The organism is Bacteroides sp. B1-V-101, assembly GCF_023656585.1.
Taxonomy (GTDB): domain Bacteria; phylum Bacteroidota; class Bacteroidia; order Bacteroidales; family Bacteroidaceae; genus Bacteroides; species Bacteroides thetaiotaomicron.
Genome location: NZ_JAMOKH010000015.1, coordinates 24,983 through 45,867, shown reverse-complemented (window position 1 = coordinate 45,867; position 20,885 = coordinate 24,983). Strand labels below are relative to the sequence as shown.

Below are 20,885 nucleotides of genomic sequence, written 5' to 3'. Positions count from 1 at the left end.
TCCTGTTTTTAGAATGTGACATTTAATCCAAAAGAGAATGTTCGGGATAGTGGGTAAACGTTTCCGTGTCCCCAACTGCCGCCTTCGATTGATTCGGGATCGAAGAAGTCAATGAGGCTCGTAATGGTGAATAAGTTTTCACCGGATGCGAATATCCTTAGGTTCTGCATTCCCATTTTTTGTACGATGTTGTGTGGCAAGCTATATCCTATCTGCAGATTCTTCAGACGTAGATAAGATGCATCTTGTAAATATTTAGTTTGTGATTGCTGGTTTTTATCGGTGTTGAATAAGGGTCTTGGATAGTAGGAATTCAGATTCGTTCCCAATGGACTGGCTTCGTCATTTCGGAAATAATCATCGTGTCCTTTTAGTGCTGTGGAAAACCAGGGCCCTTGTCTACCGTTTGCCCCCCAGAAGTAGTAACTACCCTGAAAATAATCTCTTTTCAATGTTCCTTGCCAGAACATTCTGATATCGAATCCTTTCCAGTCAGCGGCTAATTCTAGCCCTACATTATATCGGGGTGTGGAGTTACCTATTCTTTTTAAATCACCGTGATCTTGTAAGGTGCGGCTTCCGGCATCAATTTTTCCGTCTTCATTCAAATCTTTATACATAATGTCTCCGGCTTTCCAGTCTTGGCCGAGATTACTTTGTCCACCGTTGACTAATCTGCCGATATGTTCAGCCATTTCCTGGTCAGACTGTGCAATACCTATCGTTTCATATCCCCATATTTCGCCCACGTATTTTCCGGCATAAAATCCATCTATCAGTCCGGAAGGGTTTGAATAACGAGTAATCTTGGTACGACTGTCGGCGAGTGTAAAGCGGGCACTATAATTCAATCCATTATTTAACCGGTCTTTCCACATTAGTTCCAGTTCCCATCCGAATGTTTTAAGATTTGTATTATTGGAACTGGGAACGGCTGTTCCAAGGACTACAGGCAATTTCTCCGAAGGGCCGACCATATCGTCAGTTTTACGAATGTAATAATCAAAAGAGCCGGTTAGCCGATTGTTAAACAGGCCAAAGTCAACTCCGGCATTCCATGTACGGATTTTCTCCCAGGAGAGATTATAGCTGACGAGTGAAGGTGCCCAGGCAATATTGGCTAATGTTCCGTCAATGATCCATGATCCTGTTCCTGTACCGATTGTAGAATAAGTCGGATATAAAGAAGATGTATTTTGGTTACCCAAACTACCATAAGAGGCTCTGACCTTAAATGTGTTGACAACTTTGCTGACAGGCAGGAAGAATTTTTCTCTGGCTATGTTCCAGCCTACTGATGCGGAAGGGAAAAATCCCCAACGACTGTCGCTACGAAATCGTGAGGAACCGTCATAGCGTAGATTTACTTCCAGAAGATATTTTTCCAGGTAATCATAATTCAATCTGCCGAAGAATCCGGCGGTAGCCCATCTGTTGTGTCCACCTGCTACATTCGGAGCAACTTTTTGGTTATTTGAATCCATTCCGGTAGAAGTGTTGATAGTCGGTTTTCCCGGATAAATGACTCCTAGCTTCTCAGCAGCTATATCTTTATAATTATTTTGTTCGGCTTGAAACCCGAAAAGAACTTTCATATTATGTGATTTTGCAAAGGTCTTTGCATAATCTGTATAGAGATTTACATTAAAATAATCGCTGGCATAAGTGCCTTCATGTACTTGGGAATCGTTATTCCATGTATTGCCCTTAGTCTTTCCGTCAACACCTGTCTGATGAACAGTTAAGTAATCCCAGTGTGAATATTGTGTGTTGTATCGATAGCTTAAATCTCCAATCAGTCGCCACCCTTTGATAGGTTCTACCGTTATATTCAGTTGTTGGTAGAGCCAAGTGTTTCGTTCTTGTTTTTCACCTCCGTTTTGCATTTGGAGCACATGGTCGTCATATAGAATACCATTTGGGTCATAGAGAGGTTTGGTAGGCCAACATTGGCGTCCGATTTCGGCAAAAAAACTTTCATTAAGATGTGTCGGCTGTACATAGTCACTTCTGATAAAGCGAGTATTGAATCCGACTGATACTATTTTTGATAATTGTGCGTTGATTTTTGCAGATGCAGTATATCTGTTTGAGTATTCATCTCCGATTCTGAGCTCTCCATCCTGACCTAAATAGTTCGCTGATAAATAGTATTGTATTTTGTCTGTCCCGCCAGTAACGCTGATATTGTGCTCGTGTGCAAAGACATTGTCTTTGAAAAAATAGTCATAATAATCAATATTATCATTTCCTTGTGAATATCCGTCTGCCCATAACGAAGGATTATTGGGCACGGGGATGGTAGAATCGGTAATCTTGCCGGCCATATAGTCTTTGATGCGGTTTATCCTTTCTTCCGAGACCCAGTTGTAAGGTCCCCATCCGGAATTGGCAGCTGCATCATTATAGTATAAGGAGAACGTGTAAGAGTCTAATGAAGAAGGCATGTTGATAGGGCTACTTACACGAAAACTGTTGTTGTAGTTAACTTGCGCTTTACCGGCCTTTCCTTTCTTGGTCGTTACTAAGATTACTCCGAATGGCGCTCTGGAACCATAAATAGAAGAAGCTGCCGCATCTTTCAGAACTGAAATAGATTCTATATCCTGCGGATTAATGGAATAAATATCTCCTTCCATACCATCTATCAAGACTAGGGCACTTCCTGTAGAACCTTCTCCGATAGTTCCGACTCCACGTACATTGATCGATTGTTTCTGATTGAGACCTCCTCCCTGATTGCTATAAATATTCAAACCGGGAACCTGTCCTTGTAATGCCTGGACTGCATTGGATACAGGGATTGCTTCGAAGGCTTTCGAGTCAATGACTCCGACAGAACCGGTTAAATTAATCTTCTTTTGGGTACCATAACCTACAACGATCACTTCATCCAATAAATTGTCGTCAACTCCCAGTGTTACGTTTATCATTTTTCTATCACCTACTGTAAACTGGACTGTTTTAAATCCGATGTAACTGAATTCAATAGTTGAACTTGGATCCGCTTTCACTTGGTAGTGTCCGTTAAAGTCAGTGACGGTTCCGGATACTATATTCCCATCTTTTACTTTTATGGAAACTCCCAGTAGAGGTTCTCCATTATTATCTTTTACTGTTCCGGATACATAATTCTGAGCATATGTATTCATTGAACATAAAAGTAGGTAGCCCAGCAGGCAGATAAGCTTATGACTTGAGTTATAAGTTATCAGGTGGACAGCTTTCTTTAAGAGAGTAGAGTGTCGATTAGTTTTCATAATCCATGAAATTTAAAAGTTGAATGATAAGGCTAATTCTTTTTCTAACATGAAGTGTTTTACTTCATCGAGAGTAGGAATAGACGGTTGGGCACCAGAACGTGTAACAGCGATAGCTGCCGCGGCATTCGCAAAACTCAATGCATCTCGGTCTATTTCCCTTTGGGCACAAATTACAGCCAATGCACCACAGAACGTGTCACCTGCTGCAATAGTATCAATCGCATTTACTTTGTATCCGGGAAGCTGAATGATTTCTTTGTCGTTTTTCATATATACACCTTGACTTCCTAATGTGATCACAGCATTGCGTGCACCTGCCTGTAATAAGCTTAGAGCGATTTCTTCAAGATTATTTCCTGTATATTCAATTCCTGAGATGAAGGCTGCTTCCAGTTCATTGACGACTAGTATATCAATGGCTTTCATCAGCTCCTCATCAATCAGGCAGGCGGGTGCGGGATTAAACAATACCTTTTTACCTTTTTGTTTAGCCAGAAGAGCTATTCTTTTAATCGTTTCGTAAGGAATCTCGGCTTGCATAACTATGATATCTGCTTCGTCAATTACCTTTGAAAAATGAATAATTGAACCGGGTAATAAAGAATAGTTAGCTCCGGGAGCTACTGCTATGCAGTTTTCACCACTGTCGGCAACAAAAATGAGTGCAGTCCCTGTGGGCTGATTAACATCATCTATGATATAATCAGTAGTGATACCTTCTTTCTTAAAGTGTTTTTTTAGAATTTCTGCATACATATCATTTCCCAAAGAGGTAATGAACGTTACAGATCCCCCGAGTCTTGCTGCTGCTACAGCCTGATTGGCGCCTTTCCCCCCGAGGGATTGCATGAAACTGGCATCTCCGACTGTTTCGCCAGGCGCCGGGAGATGGTTGACTTGTGCAACCATGTCGATGTTTGAACTTCCAATAACTACTACTTTCATTTGAACAGATTTATGTGTTTAACCTAGGTCTTATCTCGTTTATAGCACAACTTCTCTTTTATAAGGAATCGCACTCTGTGCACCGATTCGCGTGACTGCTATAGCTGCCGCCGCATTGGCAAATTTCACAGATTTAGCGAGTGAATGCCCTTCAGACAGGCAGACGCTGAATGCTCCGCAAAATACATCTCCGGCACCTGTTGTGTCAATCGTCTCTACTTCCTTTGCGGGAATCATGGTATATTCATCTTTCTCTTTTACGTAAGCCCCGTCTTTACCTAAAGTAATGACAACATTCTCTATACCTTTCTCTCCGATAGCCTGAGCGGCACGATGAGCGCTTTCTATATTCATCACTTTGATTCCGGATAACATTTCCGCTTCAATGCGGTTGGGGAGTATGGTGTGCACGTTCATTAAGAATGAGTTGCTCAGGCTGGACGCGGGAGCCGGATTGAGGATTACCTTTTTCCCATATTTGCAAGCAATAGTAGCTGCATATTCCACTGTGTCTATGGGAATCTCAAGTTGCATGAGAATAATATCAGCTTCCTTGATTTTTTCTTCGGCTTTATTGATATCCTCAATAGAAAGCGAACGGCTTGCTCCCGGTGCTACGATAATGCTATTTTCACCGAAAGAATCTACGGAGATAAGTGCAACTCCGGACGGACTTTTCTGGTCGGTAAATATATATTCCGTATTAATTTTCTCTGATCTGTATATTTCCAATGCTTGCAGGCCGAACAAATCATATCCGATTTTGGATATGAAGGTGACTTCAGCTCCCAGTCGGGCGGCTGCAATCGCCTGATTAGCTCCTTTGCCACCGGGATTCATGTAGAAGGTTCCGCCTAGTATGGTTTCTCCGGGAACAGGTAGTCTGTTGGCTTTCACGACCATATCGGTATTGCAACTACCGATGACTACAATTTTGGGTCTATGAATTGATATAGTTTCCATAGTATTAAAAATTAAGACTATGCAAATGAAAGCAATAATCATGCATAGTTTTCTACATTAATAATTGGTTTATATAATCTCAAAAATGATATCTTATATTGGATTTTCCTTGTATAGAGGAGAGAATATAGAGGTAATGTGAAGCGAATTTATATAATTACAAAGAGAAAATGGAGATTTGAAAAGAGTGTTTTTATCGTCTGAAATACGAATCAGACACCTTACTCTTTAACATTCTTTTGCGCTAGCACGTGCTCTGAGGACTTCAGACAGTTTTTCTTTCCGAATTTTGGATTCCATCCACGCCGTAAAGTCAAAGAGGCGTAAAAGCTGACTTTCATATTTATTATTATATAATTCATGAATCTCAGGAGACAACTTTTCCCAAAATGCTTCTCTGTCTTTTTTCAGGATGGGAATATTTCTTTTATTCAGAAACCATAAAATGATACGTTCTGTTTTAAAAGTCTGCTCTTTGGGCGAAGATAGACTTCGGGTGATGGAACGGGATTCATACTGGATTAGCTCATGCTCCTGCACTTCATAAAAGACGATGAGGCGGACCAGACGAATAGTTCTCATTAAAGGCAGATACTTTATGTTATGGTCTATGATAGCGTTGCTGATATACTTTTTAGCAGTTTTATATTCTTGGTTACCAATGTGTACGAGTGTGGTGTAAAGCAATAATTCACTTTTTCGAATAGGGCCTAACCAGGCTTCTTTATCATAAAGTATTTCCTGGTAGTCTGCCATAAGTTGGGTACATTTCGAAAAATCTCCTTTATCCAGATAGGGAAATAGTTCGTATTGGAAGAGAAGGCAAGTTGCATTTACTTTAAATTCGAGCGAAGTGCTGTCTGATATAAGCTTTCTTAATTTATCAAGGAAGTAGGGGATTTCGTCATAGTTGCTCACAGACCGCAGGCTACCGAGTACTCCTTCGAGTACAGATAAATAGTATATAGGAGGATTTGACCAGAACTGCTGATTCTGCTCAAATAATGAGTCTAGTTCTTTGTATGAATTTAAGGCAGCTCTGTAATCGCCTGCTCCCATCAGGTAATTAGCCTGAAAAAGTTTATGGTTTCGTGTTAATTCAAAATTACCTTCGGAGTCTGAAGAAGCGGCTATATAAAGTTCGTTGACCATAAGGTCATTCATATCCTGTTTTTGCTTTACTGTTCTGATGGAGCCAATATGAGATAAACGATATTTCAATAAGTTGTGTAATGAAGATTGCTCTGTGATTTTCCGAATCTTTTTCAAAGCTTCATTTTGGATGAAGTGTTTGTGAAAAAGCTCCTGTTCTGTCATGTTGGGAAAGTTCAGACGGAGCAGATATTCCAGTTCCAGCTTCAAAGCTATCGTCAGAATTTCGTTGTTCTCATAGAATTGTGCTTGTTCTATTGTATTGGATAGTATTTCGAAACACTCTTCAAACAGAGAACGTTCATAAAGCATTCGGGCTTTGCACAAATTATTCAGCAGATCGTAATAGATATCTTTCTTTTTACGCAGGGTGAGTAACGTATCCGTCAGCTTTTCATATAAGTATTGAATGGATACTTCAAATGAGCCATTGGGCTTGCGTCTGTAAAATTCCTCTTTTACAGTATTTCCATTCGGTTGTTTACTCTTTATGATAATATCATAAATCACCAGATAGTCTTTTTCCTCCTTGTCCTTGATAACCTGTAGGGAGAAGTGCTTCTTTTCTGATTTAGATAACGAGTATATCAGGGATATAACGGAATCTACTCTTTTCATAGGGAACTCTTTGCATTAGTATTAGATTGCAATATTCGGGAATTTTTATGTAAAAAGCAAATCTGGCATTCTGTCACTTTGTGTTTTCTGTAGCTCTTTGTTGCGTATATTTGTGGGAAGAGGCCGGGCCTGTTCTGAAAATTGCAGGGAATTCTCATTTCCTCAGATCAGAAAAATATATTATAATGTGATTGAATGTTTTTCTGCCTTGAAAATTGAATGTTTGATAGTCTATCTGAAAATAATACTCATTTTGGATGGTTTTTCATAAGAAAAGCTATACCTTCGATGTACTTTTTAATAATAAAGATGAAATGTTGGATTTAAAGCAACTTACAGTTGAAGTATGCCGCATAGCTACCGAAGCTGGGCATTTTCTGAAAGAAGAGCGGAAAAACTTCCGTCGTGAGCGTGTTATGGAAAAACATGCGCATGATTATGTGTCGTATGTGGATAAAGAGTCTGAAGTACGGTTGGTAAAAGCGCTTTCTGCCTTGTTGCCCGAAGCAGGATTTATTACGGAAGAAGGCTCTGCTACTTATCAGGACGAACCTTACTGCTGGGTCATTGATCCGTTGGACGGAACTACGAATTATATTCATGATGAGGCTCCTTATTGTGTATGCATCGCTCTGCGCAGTCGTACCGAATTGCTTTTGGGAGTTGTGTATGAAGTCTGCCGGAATGAATGTTTCTATGCCTGGAAAGGAGGAAAGGCTTTCATGAATGGTGAGGAAATTCATGTTTCGGATGTCCGGGATATCAAGAATGCATTTGTGTTTACTGAATTACCTTATAATTATGATCAGTATAAACCGACGGCTCTCCATCTGATTGATAACCTTTATGGAGCCGTGGGAGGCATTCGCATGAACGGTTCGGCTGCGGCTGCAATCTGTTATATAGCTAATGGTCGTTTTGATGCATGGGCCGAAGCGTTTATCGGTAAGTGGGATTATTCGGCGGCTGCCCTGATTGTGTTGGAAGCAGGCGGTCGCGTGACTAATTTCTATGGTGACGACCATTTTATAGAAGGTCATCATATTATTGCAACCAATGGATACCTGCATCCTTTATTTTTGAAACTCTTAGCAGAAGTTCCTCCGTTGGATATGTAAGACTGCTGCGATTGTATAAATAGCTACTACTATGAAACACACATTACTTATAAAAGATTGGCTTTATTCTTTTTTGTCCCTTTGGTTTCCCCGTTGCTGCGTCGTTTGTGGCGGATCGTTGGCTAAAGGAGAAGAGTGTATTTGCACCATGTGCAATATAAACTTGCCTCGTACCGATTATCATCTTCGGAAAGACAATCCGGTAGAAAAACTCTTTTGGGGTAAGTTTCCTCTGGAACGTGCCACTTCTTTTTTCTTTTATCGCAAAGGAAGTGATTTTCGGCAAGTTCTCCACCAACTCAAATATGGAGGACAAAAAGAAATTGGTGCTATTATGGGACGATATATGGCATCCGAATTGCAGGCTTCCGACTTCTTTCATGGAGTTGATGTAATCATTCCCATCCCTTTGCATAAGAAGAAACAGCAGATACGTGGCTACAATCAAAGTGAATGGATATCGCGCGGGATTATGGCCGTAACAGGTATTCCGGTGGATACCGAAGCAATCATACGCCGGAAGAATACGGAAACGCAAACACAAAAGTCAGCTTTAGAACGTTGGGAGAATGTAGATGGAATCTTCGAATTGCATCGTTCGGAGTATTTGGCAGGAAAGCATATATTAATAGTAGATGATGTGTTGACGACTGGAGCAACTACCGTAGCGTGCGCTTCTCGGCTGGCAGAGATTGAAGGAGTACGGATTAGTGTGTTGACGTTGGCTATGGCAGAATAGGGTAGCTTGTCGTCTTCCCGAAGACTCTCTTTAATATATAAACTATAATGAATGCCAATGCTTACATTATGTTGTTGCTGTTCTACAAATAAGTACTTTCTCTTCATAAATTAATTCGTCCGCCTATGGGCAAACGCAACGTTGCCTATAGGCAAACTTTCGTCCGGCTATAGGCGGACGAAAGAATGCCTATAGCCGGACGAATTAATTCATGTACCCAAAGAACTTACTTTATTCAGATGGAAAGTTTATTGTTAACCTTTGAATCTTTAAAGTTTTATAGACCATCAAAAGACAAGAATGTTTTTGTGAATAAAAGAAGGGGATGAGAGTTTCGGTTTTCGGACTGACCCTCTATTTTCGAAGCAGGGGGGAGAAGAGCAGAAACAAAAAAGAGGTCTATCTTTCGATACACCTCTTTTTGCTCTTCCTCTTGGACTTGAACCAAGGACCCTCTGATTAACAGTCAGATGCTCTAACCGACTGAGCTAAGGAAGAATGTTGCAATCAAGAATTTCAGTTTTGCTCTTCCTCTTGGACTTGAACCAAGGACCCTCTGATTAACAGTCAGATGCTCTAACCGACTGAGCTAAGGAAGAATGTTTTTCTCAATTGCGATGCAAAAGTAGTAGGTTTTTTTGAAATATGCAATATCTTTGCAAAAAAAATATTGAGAATGGACAAAATAATAGGATTGGGCAACGCCCTGATAGACGTACTTGCAACCCTGAAAGACGATACACTCTTGGATGAACTGGAATTACCCAAGGGAAGCATGCAACTCATCGATGACGCTAAGTTACAGCAGATTAACACAAAATTTTCACAAATGAAAACGCATCTGGCAACAGGCGGATCGGCAGGAAATGCCATACTTGGACTCGCTTGTCTGGGTGCCGGAACAGGTTTTATCGGAAAAGTAGGAAATGATCATTATGGCGATTTTTTTCGGAAAAATCTGCAGAAAAATAATATTGAAGACAATTTATTGACCTCCGAACAGCTTCCTTCGGGAGTGGCATCCACTTTTATTTCTCAGGATGGAGAGCGTACTTTTGGTACTTATCTGGGAGCGGCCGCTTCTTTGAAAGCTGAAGATCTGACATTGGAGATGTTCAAAGGATATGCATACTTATTTATAGAAGGATACCTTGTTCAGGATCACGAAATGATTCTTCATGCCATCGAACTGGCTAAAGAGGCTGGCCTGCAAATCTGTCTCGACATGGCAAGTTATAATATCGTGGAGAATGATCTGGAATTTTTCTCCTTATTAATAAATAAGTATGTGGATATCGTTTTTGCAAACGAGGAAGAAGCGAAAGCATTTACCGGCGAAGAACCGGAGGAAGCTCTGAGAGTGATAGCCAAGAAATGCAGCATTGCTATTGTGAAAGTTGGAGCAAACGGATCTTATATCCGTAAAGGTACGGAAGAAATTAAAGTGTCGGCTATTCCTGTAGAAAAAGTTCTGGATACCACCGGCGCAGGCGATTATTTCGCTGCCGGATTTCTGTATGGTCTGACGTGCGGATACTCGCTCGAAAAATGTGCAAAAATTGGTTCTATTCTCTCGGGAAATGTTATTCAGGTGATTGGAACAACAATCTCTCCGGAGCGCTGGGATGAAATTAAGTTAAATATTAACAAGGTTCTGGCGGAATAACCAAGGTTTGAGTTACTTTTACGTCTCATTTTAATGAAAGATATATGAAAAAATTGCTGAATAGGCGGATAGCTCTTGTTTTGGTGGCTGTAATAGCTACTGTAGCTTTCTTTAGTTTTAAGAGTGGAGACGACCGCAATTTCCAGATTGCCAAGAATCTGGATACATTTAATGCGATTGTGAAAGAACTGGATATGTTCTACGTGGATACCATTGATCCGAACAAGACCATTCGCGAAGGAATCGACAATATGCTTTTCTCGCTGGATCCTTATACAGAATATTACCCGGAGGAAGATCAAAGCGAACTGGAACAGATGGTGAAAGGAAGCTTTGGAGGTATCGGTTCTCTTATTACCTATAATACGAAGCTGAAACGTTCCATGATTGCCGAACCGTTCGAGGGAACTCCGGCGGCCAAAGCGGGACTGAAGGCGGGAGATATCCTGATGGAAATAGACGGAAAAGATCTCCTTGGAAAGAATAATTCGGAAGTCAGCCAGATGTTGCGCGGACAGGCGGGTACGAGCTTTAAACTGAAAGTGGAGCGTCCTAATGAGAAAGGCGGACAAACCCCGATGGAGTTTACTATCGTACGTGAATCTATTCAGACCCCTGCCATCCCATATGCTACCGTGATGGATAATAAAGTGGGATATATCAGCCTGAGCACATTCTCCGGCAACCCTTCCAAGGATTTCAAAAAAGCATTGCTGGATCTGAAGAAACAGGGAGCTACTTCTCTGGTCATCGACCTCCGTAATAACGGTGGCGGTCTGTTGGATGAAGCAGTGGAAATAGCCAATTATTTCCTGCCCCGTGGAAAAGTAATCGTAACCACCAAGGGAAAGACGAAACAGGCAAGCAACACATACAAGACTTTGCGTGAACCGCTGGATCTGGATATTCCGATTGCCGTATTGGTAAACAGTGGTACGGCTTCTGCTTCAGAAATCCTGTCGGGCTCATTGCAAGACCTTGATCGTGCCGTTATTGTTGGTAACCGTACATTTGGAAAGGGACTTGTACAGGTTCCCCGTTCTTTACCTTATGGAGGAATGATGAAAGTGACTACTTCCAAATATTATATCCCAAGCGGACGTTGTGTGCAGGCGATCGACTATAAGCACCGGAACGAAGATGGAAGTGTGGGAACGATTCCCGACAGTCTGACTAACGTATTCTATACTGCTGCCGGACGTGAAGTACGTGACGGAGGTGGTGTAATGCCTGATATTACTGTCAAGCAGGAAAAACTGCCGAATATCTTGTTCTATCTCGTACGTGATAATCTGATTTTTGACTATGCGACTCAATACTGCTTGAAACACCCTACTGTGGTTGCTCCTGAAAAGTTTGTAGTGACGGATGCTGACTACAATGATTTCAAGGAATTGGTGAAGAAGGCCGATTTTAAATATGACCAGCAAAGTGAGAAGATTCTGAAAACACTGAAAGAGGCTGCTGAATTTGAAGGCTATATGACAGATGCTGCCGAAGAGTTCAAGGCACTGGAAAAGAAATTGAATCATAATCTTGACCGTGACCTGGATTATTTCTCTAAGGATATAAAGAGAATGATTGCTAATGAAATTATCAAGCGTTATTATTTCCAGAGAGGTGGCATTATCGAGCAACTGAAGGATGATGATGATTTGCAGGAAGCAATAAAGGTATTGAATGATCCTGCGAAGTATAAGGAAATGCTAAGTGCAAAAGTACAGAAGGAAGAAAAGAAGTAACAGCTATCTTCATAAATACAAAAGCGGTGGACATCTTTACAATGTCCACCGCTTTTGTATATGACGCATATAATTTACCGGTTGGCCAGCGGAAGTGTGAAATAAAAGGTGGTACCTTCGTTTTCTTTTGAGCATACCCGGATGTGACCACCCATTTTTTCCACCAGCATCTTACAGAGGGTGAGTCCCAGTCCGGTGCCTTGAACGAAGTCGTCTACTTTGCCGAAACGCTGAAAAATGGTAGCGGCTCTTTCGGCAGGAATACCGATGCCGGTATCTCTCACATAGAACTCTACAAAATTCTCTTTATTGAGGAAACCGAAATGAATCTCTCCTCGCGAGGTAAACTTTACAGCATTGCTGAGCAGGTTACTTACGATTTGTATCGTCCGGTTCCAGTCTGCGGAAACAAATGTATTGGCGTCTCCGCCATCCAGAATCAGTTTTACGTCTGCCTGGGTTTTGTGACCATATTGCTGTTCTAATTGCAGGCAGATATCCAGTATCTTGACCGGCTGAATGTTGAATTTAAGAGAGTCGGCTTCCAGGCTGGATAAATCGAGAATATCATTGAAAAGATTCAGTAGCATATCAGAATTTCTTTCAATGATTTCGGCATACTGATTCTTCTCGTTTTCATTATTTGTGCTGGATATCAGTTTGGAGAATCCTACAATCGCATTAAGCGGGGTACGGATTTCGTGGCTCATGTTTGCCAGGAAAGCCGATTTTAACCGGTCCGCTTCTTCGGCTTTGATACGGGCTGCATCCAGTGCTTTCTCTGTTTTCTTAATTTCGGTGATATCCCAGGAGATACCGATAATATAAGGATGTTCGTTACTGGATGGGACGAGGCGCTTCATGGTAGTTATCGTGCGGATTTCTCCGGAAGCAGCCATATATTCTTCGAAATAGTCCAGTTTCCCTTCTTTTAGCACTCTGATATCGTCAAGGCGGAATTTCTCCATATCCTCCGTCCGTTTGAAGATCTCGAAATCATTTCTGCCGATAGCTTTCTCGATAGGGATACCGGAATAGTCTGCAAAAGTCTTGTTCCAGTATAAGTATCTGAAATCATTTCCGGAGTCTTTGACGAATAGATATACAGGAACATTATTCACTATGGCTTCCATCAATGAATTAAGCCGCATAATTTCATTTTGTTGTTCGGCATTGGTCTGTTCTGTTTCCCAAAGTTGCGAAACATCCCGACACATACATAGCAGATATTCTTTGTCGAGCAGGGAAAGCCAGTGTTCGTAATGATGCGGTACACCGTCCATCATTAAGTCATGCCTGGCGATGGCGCTCTTTCCGGAGCGGAAAACTTGCTCCATATTCTTGCGTATGTTCTTGTACGCATCTTCCGGAAGAATATCTTTTATGTTGGATTGGGTAATGCTGTCTGCTGTAGTACCTTCTACGTGATTGGTTGACGGGGAGGAAACCAGTTCCACGATATTGGCATCGCGGTCGAGCACGGTAAGCATATCGGGCAGATTATCTAATATCCGATTGGAATACCTGTCGCGAAAGCGTTCTTTTCTGCCGGAGACTGATTCGGAGGAAAGCTGCTCTACTTTTTTTTCGAGATTTTGTATAATTTCTAACAGCTCCGCTTTTGTTTTGTTGTTGTAATCCTCCATAGAAGATGAATAATAACTATTTTAGTGTTGTAGAAAATGCATTTTTATGTTGCAAATATAGAATAAAAATTCAAGAAACGGGCGAACTCCCAAGTTATTATAATATAAAAAAGAAGGATAGCTTTTGCCCTACTAATCAGAATGTTCTATCTTTGCACCAATTACATTTTAAATGATTTACAATATGTCTACAGAATTATTCTCTACTCTGCCTTATAAAGTGGCAGATATTACACTTGCTGATTTCGGACGCAAGGAAATCGATTTGGCAGAAAAAGAAATGCCCGGCCTGATGGCTCTACGCGAAAAGTATGGAGAATCCAAACCGTTAAAAGGTGCCCGTATCATGGGATCATTACATATGACCATCCAGACCGCCGTACTGATTGAAACACTGGTTGCATTGGGAGCTGAAGTCCGCTGGTGCTCTTGTAATATATATTCAACGCAGGATCATGCTGCTGCTGCGATTGCTGCTTCCGGTGTTGCGGTATTTGCATGGAAAGGCGAGAATCTTGCTGACTACTGGTGGTGCACATTGCAAGCATTGAATTTCCCCGGCGGCAAAGGTCCGAACGTGATTGTAGACGATGGTGGTGATGCTACCATGATGATTCATGTCGGTTATGATGCAGAGAATGATGCTGCCGTATTGGACAAGGAAGTGCATGCGGAGGATGAAATCGAACTGAATGCCATTCTGAAAAAAGTATTGGCTGAGGATAAGACTCGCTGGCATCGTGTGGCTGAGGAAATGCGCGGCGTATCGGAAGAGACAACGACCGGTGTACACCGTTTGTATCAGATGCAGGAAGAAGGCAAATTGCTGTTCCCGGCATTTAATGTGAACGATTCGGTTACCAAGTCTAAGTTTGATAATCTCTACGGATGTCGTGAGTCACTGGCTGACGGTATCAAGAGAGCGACCGATGTGATGATTGCCGGTAAGGTAGTGGTGGTATGTGGTTACGGTGATGTGGGCAAGGGATGTTCGCATTCAATGCGCTCTTATGGTGCGCGTGTGCTTGTGACGGAAGTCGATCCGATTTGTGCGTTGCAGGCTGCTATGGAAGGTTTCGAAGTCGTAACGATGGAAGATGCCTGCACCGAAGGTAATATCTTCGTGACTACTACGGGGAATATCGATATCATTCGCATTGACCACATGGAGAAAATGAAAGATCAGGCGATCGTATGTAACATCGGTCACTTTGATAATGAAATCCAGGTGGATGCGTTGAAACATTATCCGGGCATCAAATGTGTAAACATCAAGCCGCAGGTAGACCGCTATTATTTCCCGGATGGTCACAGCATTCTTTTGCTGGCTGACGGTCGTCTGGTGAATCTGGGATGTGCGACAGGCCATCCGTCATTCGTGATGAGTAACTCATTTACCAATCAGACGCTGGCCCAGATCGAGTTGTTCAACAAGAAATACGAAGTGAATGTATACCGCTTGCCGAAGCACTTGGATGAAGAAGTGGCTCGCCTGCATCTCGAAAAGATCGGGGTGAAACTGACGAAGCTGACTCCGGAACAGGCCGCTTATATCGGTGTATCGGTAGACGGACCTTATAAGGCTGAACATTATAGATACTAATTTAATTGACAATTGACAGTTGACAAATGACAATGAACAGCTATATGGAACGAGTGATCTGCCGGGCTGTTATTGTTGACCTTCAATTGTCAATTGTCAATTGTCAATTGTCAATTTTATGAAGAAGTTCCTTCCCGACTTAATTGCTATTTTAGCTTTTATCATTCTTTCTTTTGCTTATTTTTTTCCGGCTGATATCGAAGGTCGTATTCTGTTTCAGCACGATACGGTGGCTGGAGTGGGAGCCGGTCAAGAAGCTCAGGAATATCTTGAACGTACAGGAGAACGTACCCGCTGGACAAACTCTCTTTTTGGTGGTATGCCTACCTATCAGATGTCTCCGAGTTATGATTCTACCAAACCGCTGAAGTGGATAGAAAACATCTATCATTTATATCTTCCGCCTTATGTGGTGCTGACTTTCATCATGATGCTCGGGTTTTATATCCTTTTGCGGGCATTCGGGCTGTCTGTCTGGTTATCTGCTTTAGGGGGGATTATTTGGGCCTTCTCCTCCTATTTCTTTATTCTGATATCGGCAGGGCATATCTGGAAATTTGTTACATTGGCTTATATTCCGCCTACGATTGCCGGTATTGTACTGGCTTATCGGAAAAAATATCTGTTGGGAGGGATTGTTACCGCTTTGTTTATCGCGCTTCAGATTCAGTCGAATCATATTCAGATGAGTTACTACTTCATGTTTGTCATCCTGTTTTTTGTAGGAGCTTACTTTGAAGATGCTTATAAGAAGAAGGAATTGCCGCATTTTTTCAAGGCAAGTGCCGTTCTGGCATTGGCTGCGATGATAGGAGTGTGTGCGAACCTCTCCAATCTATACCATACTTATGAGTATAGTAAGGAGACTATGCGCGGAAAGAGTGAACTGAAACAGGAAGGACCTGCTGCCAATCAGACCAGCAGCGGACTGGACCGTAACTATATAACGAACTGGAGTTATGGAATTGGTGAAACGCTTACTTTGCTGGTTCCGAATGTAAAAGGAGGGGCATCGGTTCCGTTATCCAAGAATGAGACTGCCATGGCAAAAGCGAATCCGATGTATAGTAACATCTATTCGCAGCTGACACAGTACTTTGGCGATCAGCCTATGACTTCCGGACCGGTCTATGTGGGAGCTTTTGTTTTGTTTCTGTTTATATTGGGGTGCTTTATTGTTAAAGGACCGCTGAAATGGGCTTTACTGGGAGCTACTATCTTCTCTATTCTACTTTCGTGGGGAAAGAATTTTATGGGACTTACGGACTTTTTTATCGATTATGTACCGATGTATAACAAGTTCCGTGCCGTATCTTCTATCTTAGTTATAGCTGAATTCACGATACCTTTATTAGCAGTCTTTGCCTTAAAAGAAGTGCTGGCTAAACCGGAAATATTAAAGTTGAAAGAAAATCGGACAGGAGTAATTATCACTTTGGTATTGACAGCCGGTGTTTCGCTGATTCTGGCTGTTGCCCCGGGAGTTTTCTTCTCCAGTTATATTCCGGCACAAGAGATGTCCGCTCTGCAGCAGGGACTACCTGCTGAGTATTTATCTCCGATCATTACGAATCTGGCCGAAATGCGCAAGGCAATGCTGACTTCGGATGCATGGCGTAGTTTCTTTATTATAGTAGTAGGATGCTTCTTATTATTCCTTTATCAGCAGAAAAAGTTGAAGGCTTCTTTTACTATGGCAGGTATCGTGCTTCTGTGTCTGATTGATATGTGGACTGTCAATAAGCGCTATTTGAATGATGAACAATTTGTATCGAAGTCAAACCAGACAGGAGCATTCGTTAAAACTCAGACGGATGAGATAATTCTTCAGGATACGGCTTTGAATTATAGGGTGTTGAATTTCGTAGGATTTCCCGGTAATACTTTCAATGAAAATAATACCTCATATTGGCATAAGAGTGTGGGTGGTTATCATGCGGCCAAGTTGCGTCGTTATCAGGAAATGATCGATTATCATATAACTCCGGAAATGAAGGATGCCTATCAGGAAGTTGCCGGCGCAGGCGGTGCGATGGATAGTGTGGACGCTTCCAAATTCCGTGTGCTGAATATGCTGAATACGAAGTACTTTATTTTCCCTGCCGGACAGCAAGGACAGACGGTTCCTGTTGAAAACCCTTATGCGTATGGTAACGCTTGGTTTGTGGATAAGGTGCAGTATGTCAATAATGCAAATGAAGAGATTGATGCGCTGAATGATATTCTTCCAACGGAAACAGCAGTGGTTGATGCGAAATTTAAAGATCAGTTGAAGGGTGTGACGAAAGGTTACAAAGACTCCTTATCTACCATTCGTCTGACCAGCTATGAACCGAATCGCCTGGTATATGAAACTTCTTCTGCTAAAGATGGAGTGGCTGTTTTCTCTGAGATTTATTATCCGGGCTGGCAGGCCAAGATTGACGGACAGCCGGTGGATATTGCCCGTGCTGACTATATCTTGCGTGTGATGAATGTCCCCGCAGGCCAGCATACGATTGAGATGTGGTTTGACCCGCAGAGCTTGCATGTTACGGAAAGCATAGCTTATGCGTCACTGGCTTTATTGCTGATCGGGGTGATGATTCTGATTTGGTTCAGCAAGAAGAAGTTAACAACTCCGAAAAAAAAGGAGGCTGAGAACTCTTAAACTTTTTTCTGATCTTGTACTATATTGTACTCTATATACCTTAAGCGGCTCTCTTCATCCCGAAGAGAGCCGCTTATGCATTCACTAAAAAATTATGAAAAACAAACGCTGTTTTGCTGTTAATTGATTTTATATTCCAAAGTTAAGTGGTTCTTTAAACAGAAGAAAAGGAAATCGACAAAGGGCGAAGATTTGTCTATTAAATATAGTGATATTATAATAATTAAGGTGGATATCAGGACTGAAAAAGGAAAATATGAACATAAACAGTCGATATATGGATAGTCCCATTTTGTCGCAACCCATTAAATTTGTGCCTGAATATAGAGCGATTATTATGAAAAGACTATTGTTCATTTTTACCTTTTTTTGCCTCCTTGCCATTCATGGAGGCGCACAGAATATTCTGACTCTGGAGAACTGCCTTCGTATAGGGATTGAGAACAATCTCTCTTTACAGGGAAAACGAAAAGCGATGCAGAAAAGTAAGTATGGCATTTCGGAGAATCGGGTGAAGCTGTTGCCGCAAATCAATGGCTTTGCCAACTTTAATGATAATATCGATCCGCCTGTCTCAGTAACTGACGGTTCTTCCTATGGAGTACCTTATAATATTACCCGAACGTTGCAATATAGTGCCAATGCCGGGATAGAATTGCAGATGCCACTTTATAATCAGACTCTCTATACTTCGATTTCCATAGCAGAGATTGTGGATGAGATGAGCCGGCTTTCGTATGAAAAGGCACGGGAAGATTTGATCTTGCAGATCAGTAAAATGTACTATCTGGGACAGGTTACTGCGGAACAGATTGCATTGATAAAAGCCAATATCACCCGATTGGAAGAACTGAGAGATATCACACAGGCTTTCTTTGATAATGGAATGGCGATGGAAGTTGACTTGAAGCGGGTGAATATCAATCTGGAAAATCTGAAAGTACAGTATGACAATGCGCAGGCGATGATGACGCAGCAGCTTAATATGCTGAAGTACATCATGGATTATCCGGCAGAAAAAGAAATCGGCCTGTTGCCGGTCAATACGGATAGTATCGCTACGGTTGCTTTGACCGGGTTGTCGGAAAACCTCTATGAGCTTCAGTTGCTTCAATCACAGGTGCAGCTGGCAGAGCGGCAGAAACGATTGATAAGTAATGGCTATATTCCTTCTCTCAATCTGACGGGAAACTGGAGGTTTGCCGCTTATACTGATGAGGCTTATCATTGGTTTCATTCCGGTCCGTCCAATCATTGGTTCCGTTCTTATGGGGTGGGACTGACTTTGCGTATTCCTATTTTTGATGGTTTGGATAAGAAGTATAAGATCCGGAAAGCAATGATCGATATCGAAACCATGAAACTTTCACGGTTGGATACACGGAAGAATCTGCAAACACAGTATTTGAATGCTGTAAATGACTTGATGAATAACCAGCGGAACTTTAAAAAACAGAAAGACAATTATCTGCTTGCCGAAGAAGTGTATACGGTTACTACCGACCGCTATCGGGAAGGAATCACTTCAATGACTGAAGTTCTGCAGGATGAAATGCGGATGAGCGAGGCACAGAACAACTACATTAGTGCACATTATAATTATCGGGTGACCAACCTGATGTTACTGAAACTAACCGGACAGATCTCATCCTTGTTCAAATAACAGATAACTAATTGAATCATTCATATGGAAACAATGGACAATAATACAATCTCCAGTACGCATCAGGAGAAAGCTAAGAAAATGAGAAAATTACGCCGCTGGCAGATTATAGTAAGTCTGTTTGGAGTTGCTGTGATTGTTTGGGGAGTAATTGAAATTGTTTTTCTCTTTCTGGGCTATAAGCAGACGGAAACCAGCAATGATGCGCAGATAGAGCAATATGTGTCGCCTGTCAATCTGCGTGCATCGGGCTATATTAATAAGATTTATTTTACGGAACATCAGCAGGTACGCAAAGGTGATACCTTGCTGGTGCTGGACGACCGCGAATATAAAATCCGGGTGATGGAAGCTGAGGCTGCATTGAAGGATGCGCAGGCAGGCGCCACTGTGATAAATGCTACCTTGCAGACTACACAAACGACTGCATCTGTGTATGATGCGTCTATAGCTGAAATAGAAATCCGGCTAGCAAAACTGGAGAAAGACCGTCAGCGGTATGAAAATTTGGTCAAACGAAATGCGGCGACACCTATCCAGTTGGAACAGATTACAACAGAGTATGAAGCTACCTTTAAGAAGCTGGAAGCAACCAGGCGCCAGCGGGAGGCGGCTCTTTCGGGAGTGAATGAAGTATCTCACCGTCGTGAGAATACGGAAGCTGCCATCCAGCGTGCTACGGCTGCGCTTGAAATGGCACGGCTGAATCTTTCGTATACGGTTGTACTGGCTCCTTGCGATGGCAAGTTAGGCAGACGTTCTCTGGAAGAAGGGCAGTTCATTACAGCAGGGCAATGCATTACATATATTCTGCCCGATACACAAAAATGGATTATTGCTAATTATAAAGAAACGCAGATAGAGAATCTCCGCATCGGGCAGAAGGTGGCTATCACGGTAGATGCTATCAGTAAGAAAGAGTTTACAGGCAAAGTGACTGCTATTTCCGGAGCGACAGGTTCTAAATATTCGTTGGTGCCGACTGACAATTCTGCCGGAAACTTTGTGAAAATACAGCAGCGTATCCCTGTCCGTATTGATTTTACGGATTTATCGAAGGAAGATAATGATAAGCTGGCGGCGGGTATGATGGTAGTAGTAAAAGCTAAACTCTGAT

The 20,885-nt window shown here is 42.0% G+C and carries 13 protein-coding genes and 2 tRNA genes; 8 read left to right on the top strand and 7 right to left on the bottom strand.

Annotation, left to right across the window (positions count from 1 at the left end; all coding sequences use genetic code 11):
- Window positions 1-8: 8 nt before the first annotated feature.
- From NBH01_RS13295 to NBH01_RS13280, 4 genes are all read right to left on the bottom strand, one after another.
- Window positions 9-3,260, bottom strand: a complete 3,252-nt coding sequence (locus NBH01_RS13295; protein WP_217719704.1) for a SusC/RagA family TonB-linked outer membrane protein — start codon at window positions 3,258-3,260, stop codon at window positions 9-11.
- A gap of 12 nt (window positions 3,261-3,272) precedes the next feature.
- Window positions 3,273-4,208, bottom strand: a complete 936-nt coding sequence (gene rbsK / locus NBH01_RS13290) for a ribokinase (protein ID WP_011108490.1) — start codon at window positions 4,206-4,208, stop codon at window positions 3,273-3,275.
- A gap of 39 nt (window positions 4,209-4,247) precedes the next feature.
- Window positions 4,248-5,171 (bottom strand): ribokinase, encoded by a 924-nt coding sequence (rbsK, locus tag NBH01_RS13285; RefSeq protein ID WP_008761960.1) that lies wholly within the window; start codon window positions 5,169-5,171, stop codon window positions 4,248-4,250.
- Window positions 5,172-5,399: 228 nt separating this feature from the next.
- Window positions 5,400-6,941 (bottom strand): BT2802 family ribose utilization protein, encoded by a 1,542-nt coding sequence (locus tag NBH01_RS13280; protein ID WP_008761961.1) that lies wholly within the window; start codon window positions 6,939-6,941, stop codon window positions 5,400-5,402.
- A 314-nt stretch (window positions 6,942-7,255) separates the two neighbouring features.
- On the opposite strand from NBH01_RS13280, the gene NBH01_RS13275 reads away from it, so the two are divergent.
- Both NBH01_RS13275 and NBH01_RS13270 read left to right on the top strand, forming a co-directional pair.
- Window positions 7,256-8,059 (top strand): inositol monophosphatase family protein, encoded by an 804-nt coding sequence (locus tag NBH01_RS13275; protein WP_011108488.1) that lies wholly within the window; start codon window positions 7,256-7,258, stop codon window positions 8,057-8,059.
- Between the two features lie 31 nt (window positions 8,060-8,090).
- Complete coding sequence (locus tag NBH01_RS13270; RefSeq protein WP_011108487.1) at window positions 8,091-8,798, top strand: ComF family protein; 708 nt, start codon at window positions 8,091-8,093, stop codon at window positions 8,796-8,798.
- Window positions 8,799-9,222: 424 nt separating this feature from the next.
- On the opposite strand, the gene NBH01_RS13265 is transcribed toward NBH01_RS13270, so the two are convergent.
- Together NBH01_RS13265 and NBH01_RS13260 are read right to left on the bottom strand one after the other, a co-directional pair.
- Window positions 9,223-9,296, bottom strand: a tRNA-Asn gene (locus NBH01_RS13265).
- A 27-nt stretch (window positions 9,297-9,323) separates the two neighbouring features.
- A tRNA-Asn gene (locus NBH01_RS13260) sits at window positions 9,324-9,397 on the bottom strand.
- Between the two features lie 77 nt (window positions 9,398-9,474).
- Between NBH01_RS13260 and NBH01_RS13255 the strand changes: the two genes are divergently transcribed.
- Both NBH01_RS13255 and NBH01_RS13250 read left to right on the top strand, forming a co-directional pair.
- Window positions 9,475-10,464: an adenosine kinase gene (locus NBH01_RS13255; protein ID WP_011108486.1), complete on the top strand. Its 990-nt coding sequence runs from the start codon at window positions 9,475-9,477 to the stop codon at window positions 10,462-10,464.
- Window positions 10,465-10,508: 44 nt separating this feature from the next.
- A complete protein-coding gene (locus tag NBH01_RS13250) occupies window positions 10,509-12,206 on the top strand; it encodes a S41 family peptidase (RefSeq protein WP_022470498.1) in 1,698 nt (565 codons plus the stop codon).
- A gap of 74 nt (window positions 12,207-12,280) precedes the next feature.
- Here the strand turns inward: NBH01_RS13250 and NBH01_RS13245 are convergent, their stop codons facing one another.
- Complete coding sequence (locus tag NBH01_RS13245) at window positions 12,281-13,852, bottom strand: PAS domain-containing sensor histidine kinase (RefSeq protein ID WP_061473684.1); 1,572 nt, start codon at window positions 13,850-13,852, stop codon at window positions 12,281-12,283.
- A 184-nt stretch (window positions 13,853-14,036) separates the two neighbouring features.
- Between NBH01_RS13245 and ahcY the strand changes: the two genes are divergently transcribed.
- The 4 genes from ahcY (at window position 14,037) to NBH01_RS13225 (ending at window position 20,884) form a co-directional block, all read left to right on the top strand.
- On the top strand, window positions 14,037-15,455 hold the full coding sequence (ahcY, locus tag NBH01_RS13240; protein ID WP_016268876.1) for an adenosylhomocysteinase: 1,419 nt from the start codon (window positions 14,037-14,039) through the stop codon (window positions 15,453-15,455).
- Between the two features lie 118 nt (window positions 15,456-15,573).
- Window positions 15,574-18,105, top strand: a complete 2,532-nt coding sequence (locus NBH01_RS13235; RefSeq protein ID WP_048693389.1) for a YfhO family protein — start codon at window positions 15,574-15,576, stop codon at window positions 18,103-18,105.
- Between the two features lie 337 nt (window positions 18,106-18,442).
- Complete coding sequence (locus tag NBH01_RS13230) at window positions 18,443-19,768, top strand: TolC family protein (RefSeq protein ID WP_008761968.1); 1,326 nt, start codon at window positions 18,443-18,445, stop codon at window positions 19,766-19,768.
- 24 nt (window positions 19,769-19,792) lie between these two features.
- Window positions 19,793-20,884: an HlyD family secretion protein gene (locus tag NBH01_RS13225; RefSeq protein WP_143919321.1), complete on the top strand. Its 1,092-nt coding sequence runs from the start codon at window positions 19,793-19,795 to the stop codon at window positions 20,882-20,884.
- Window position 20,885 lies beyond the last annotated feature (1 nt).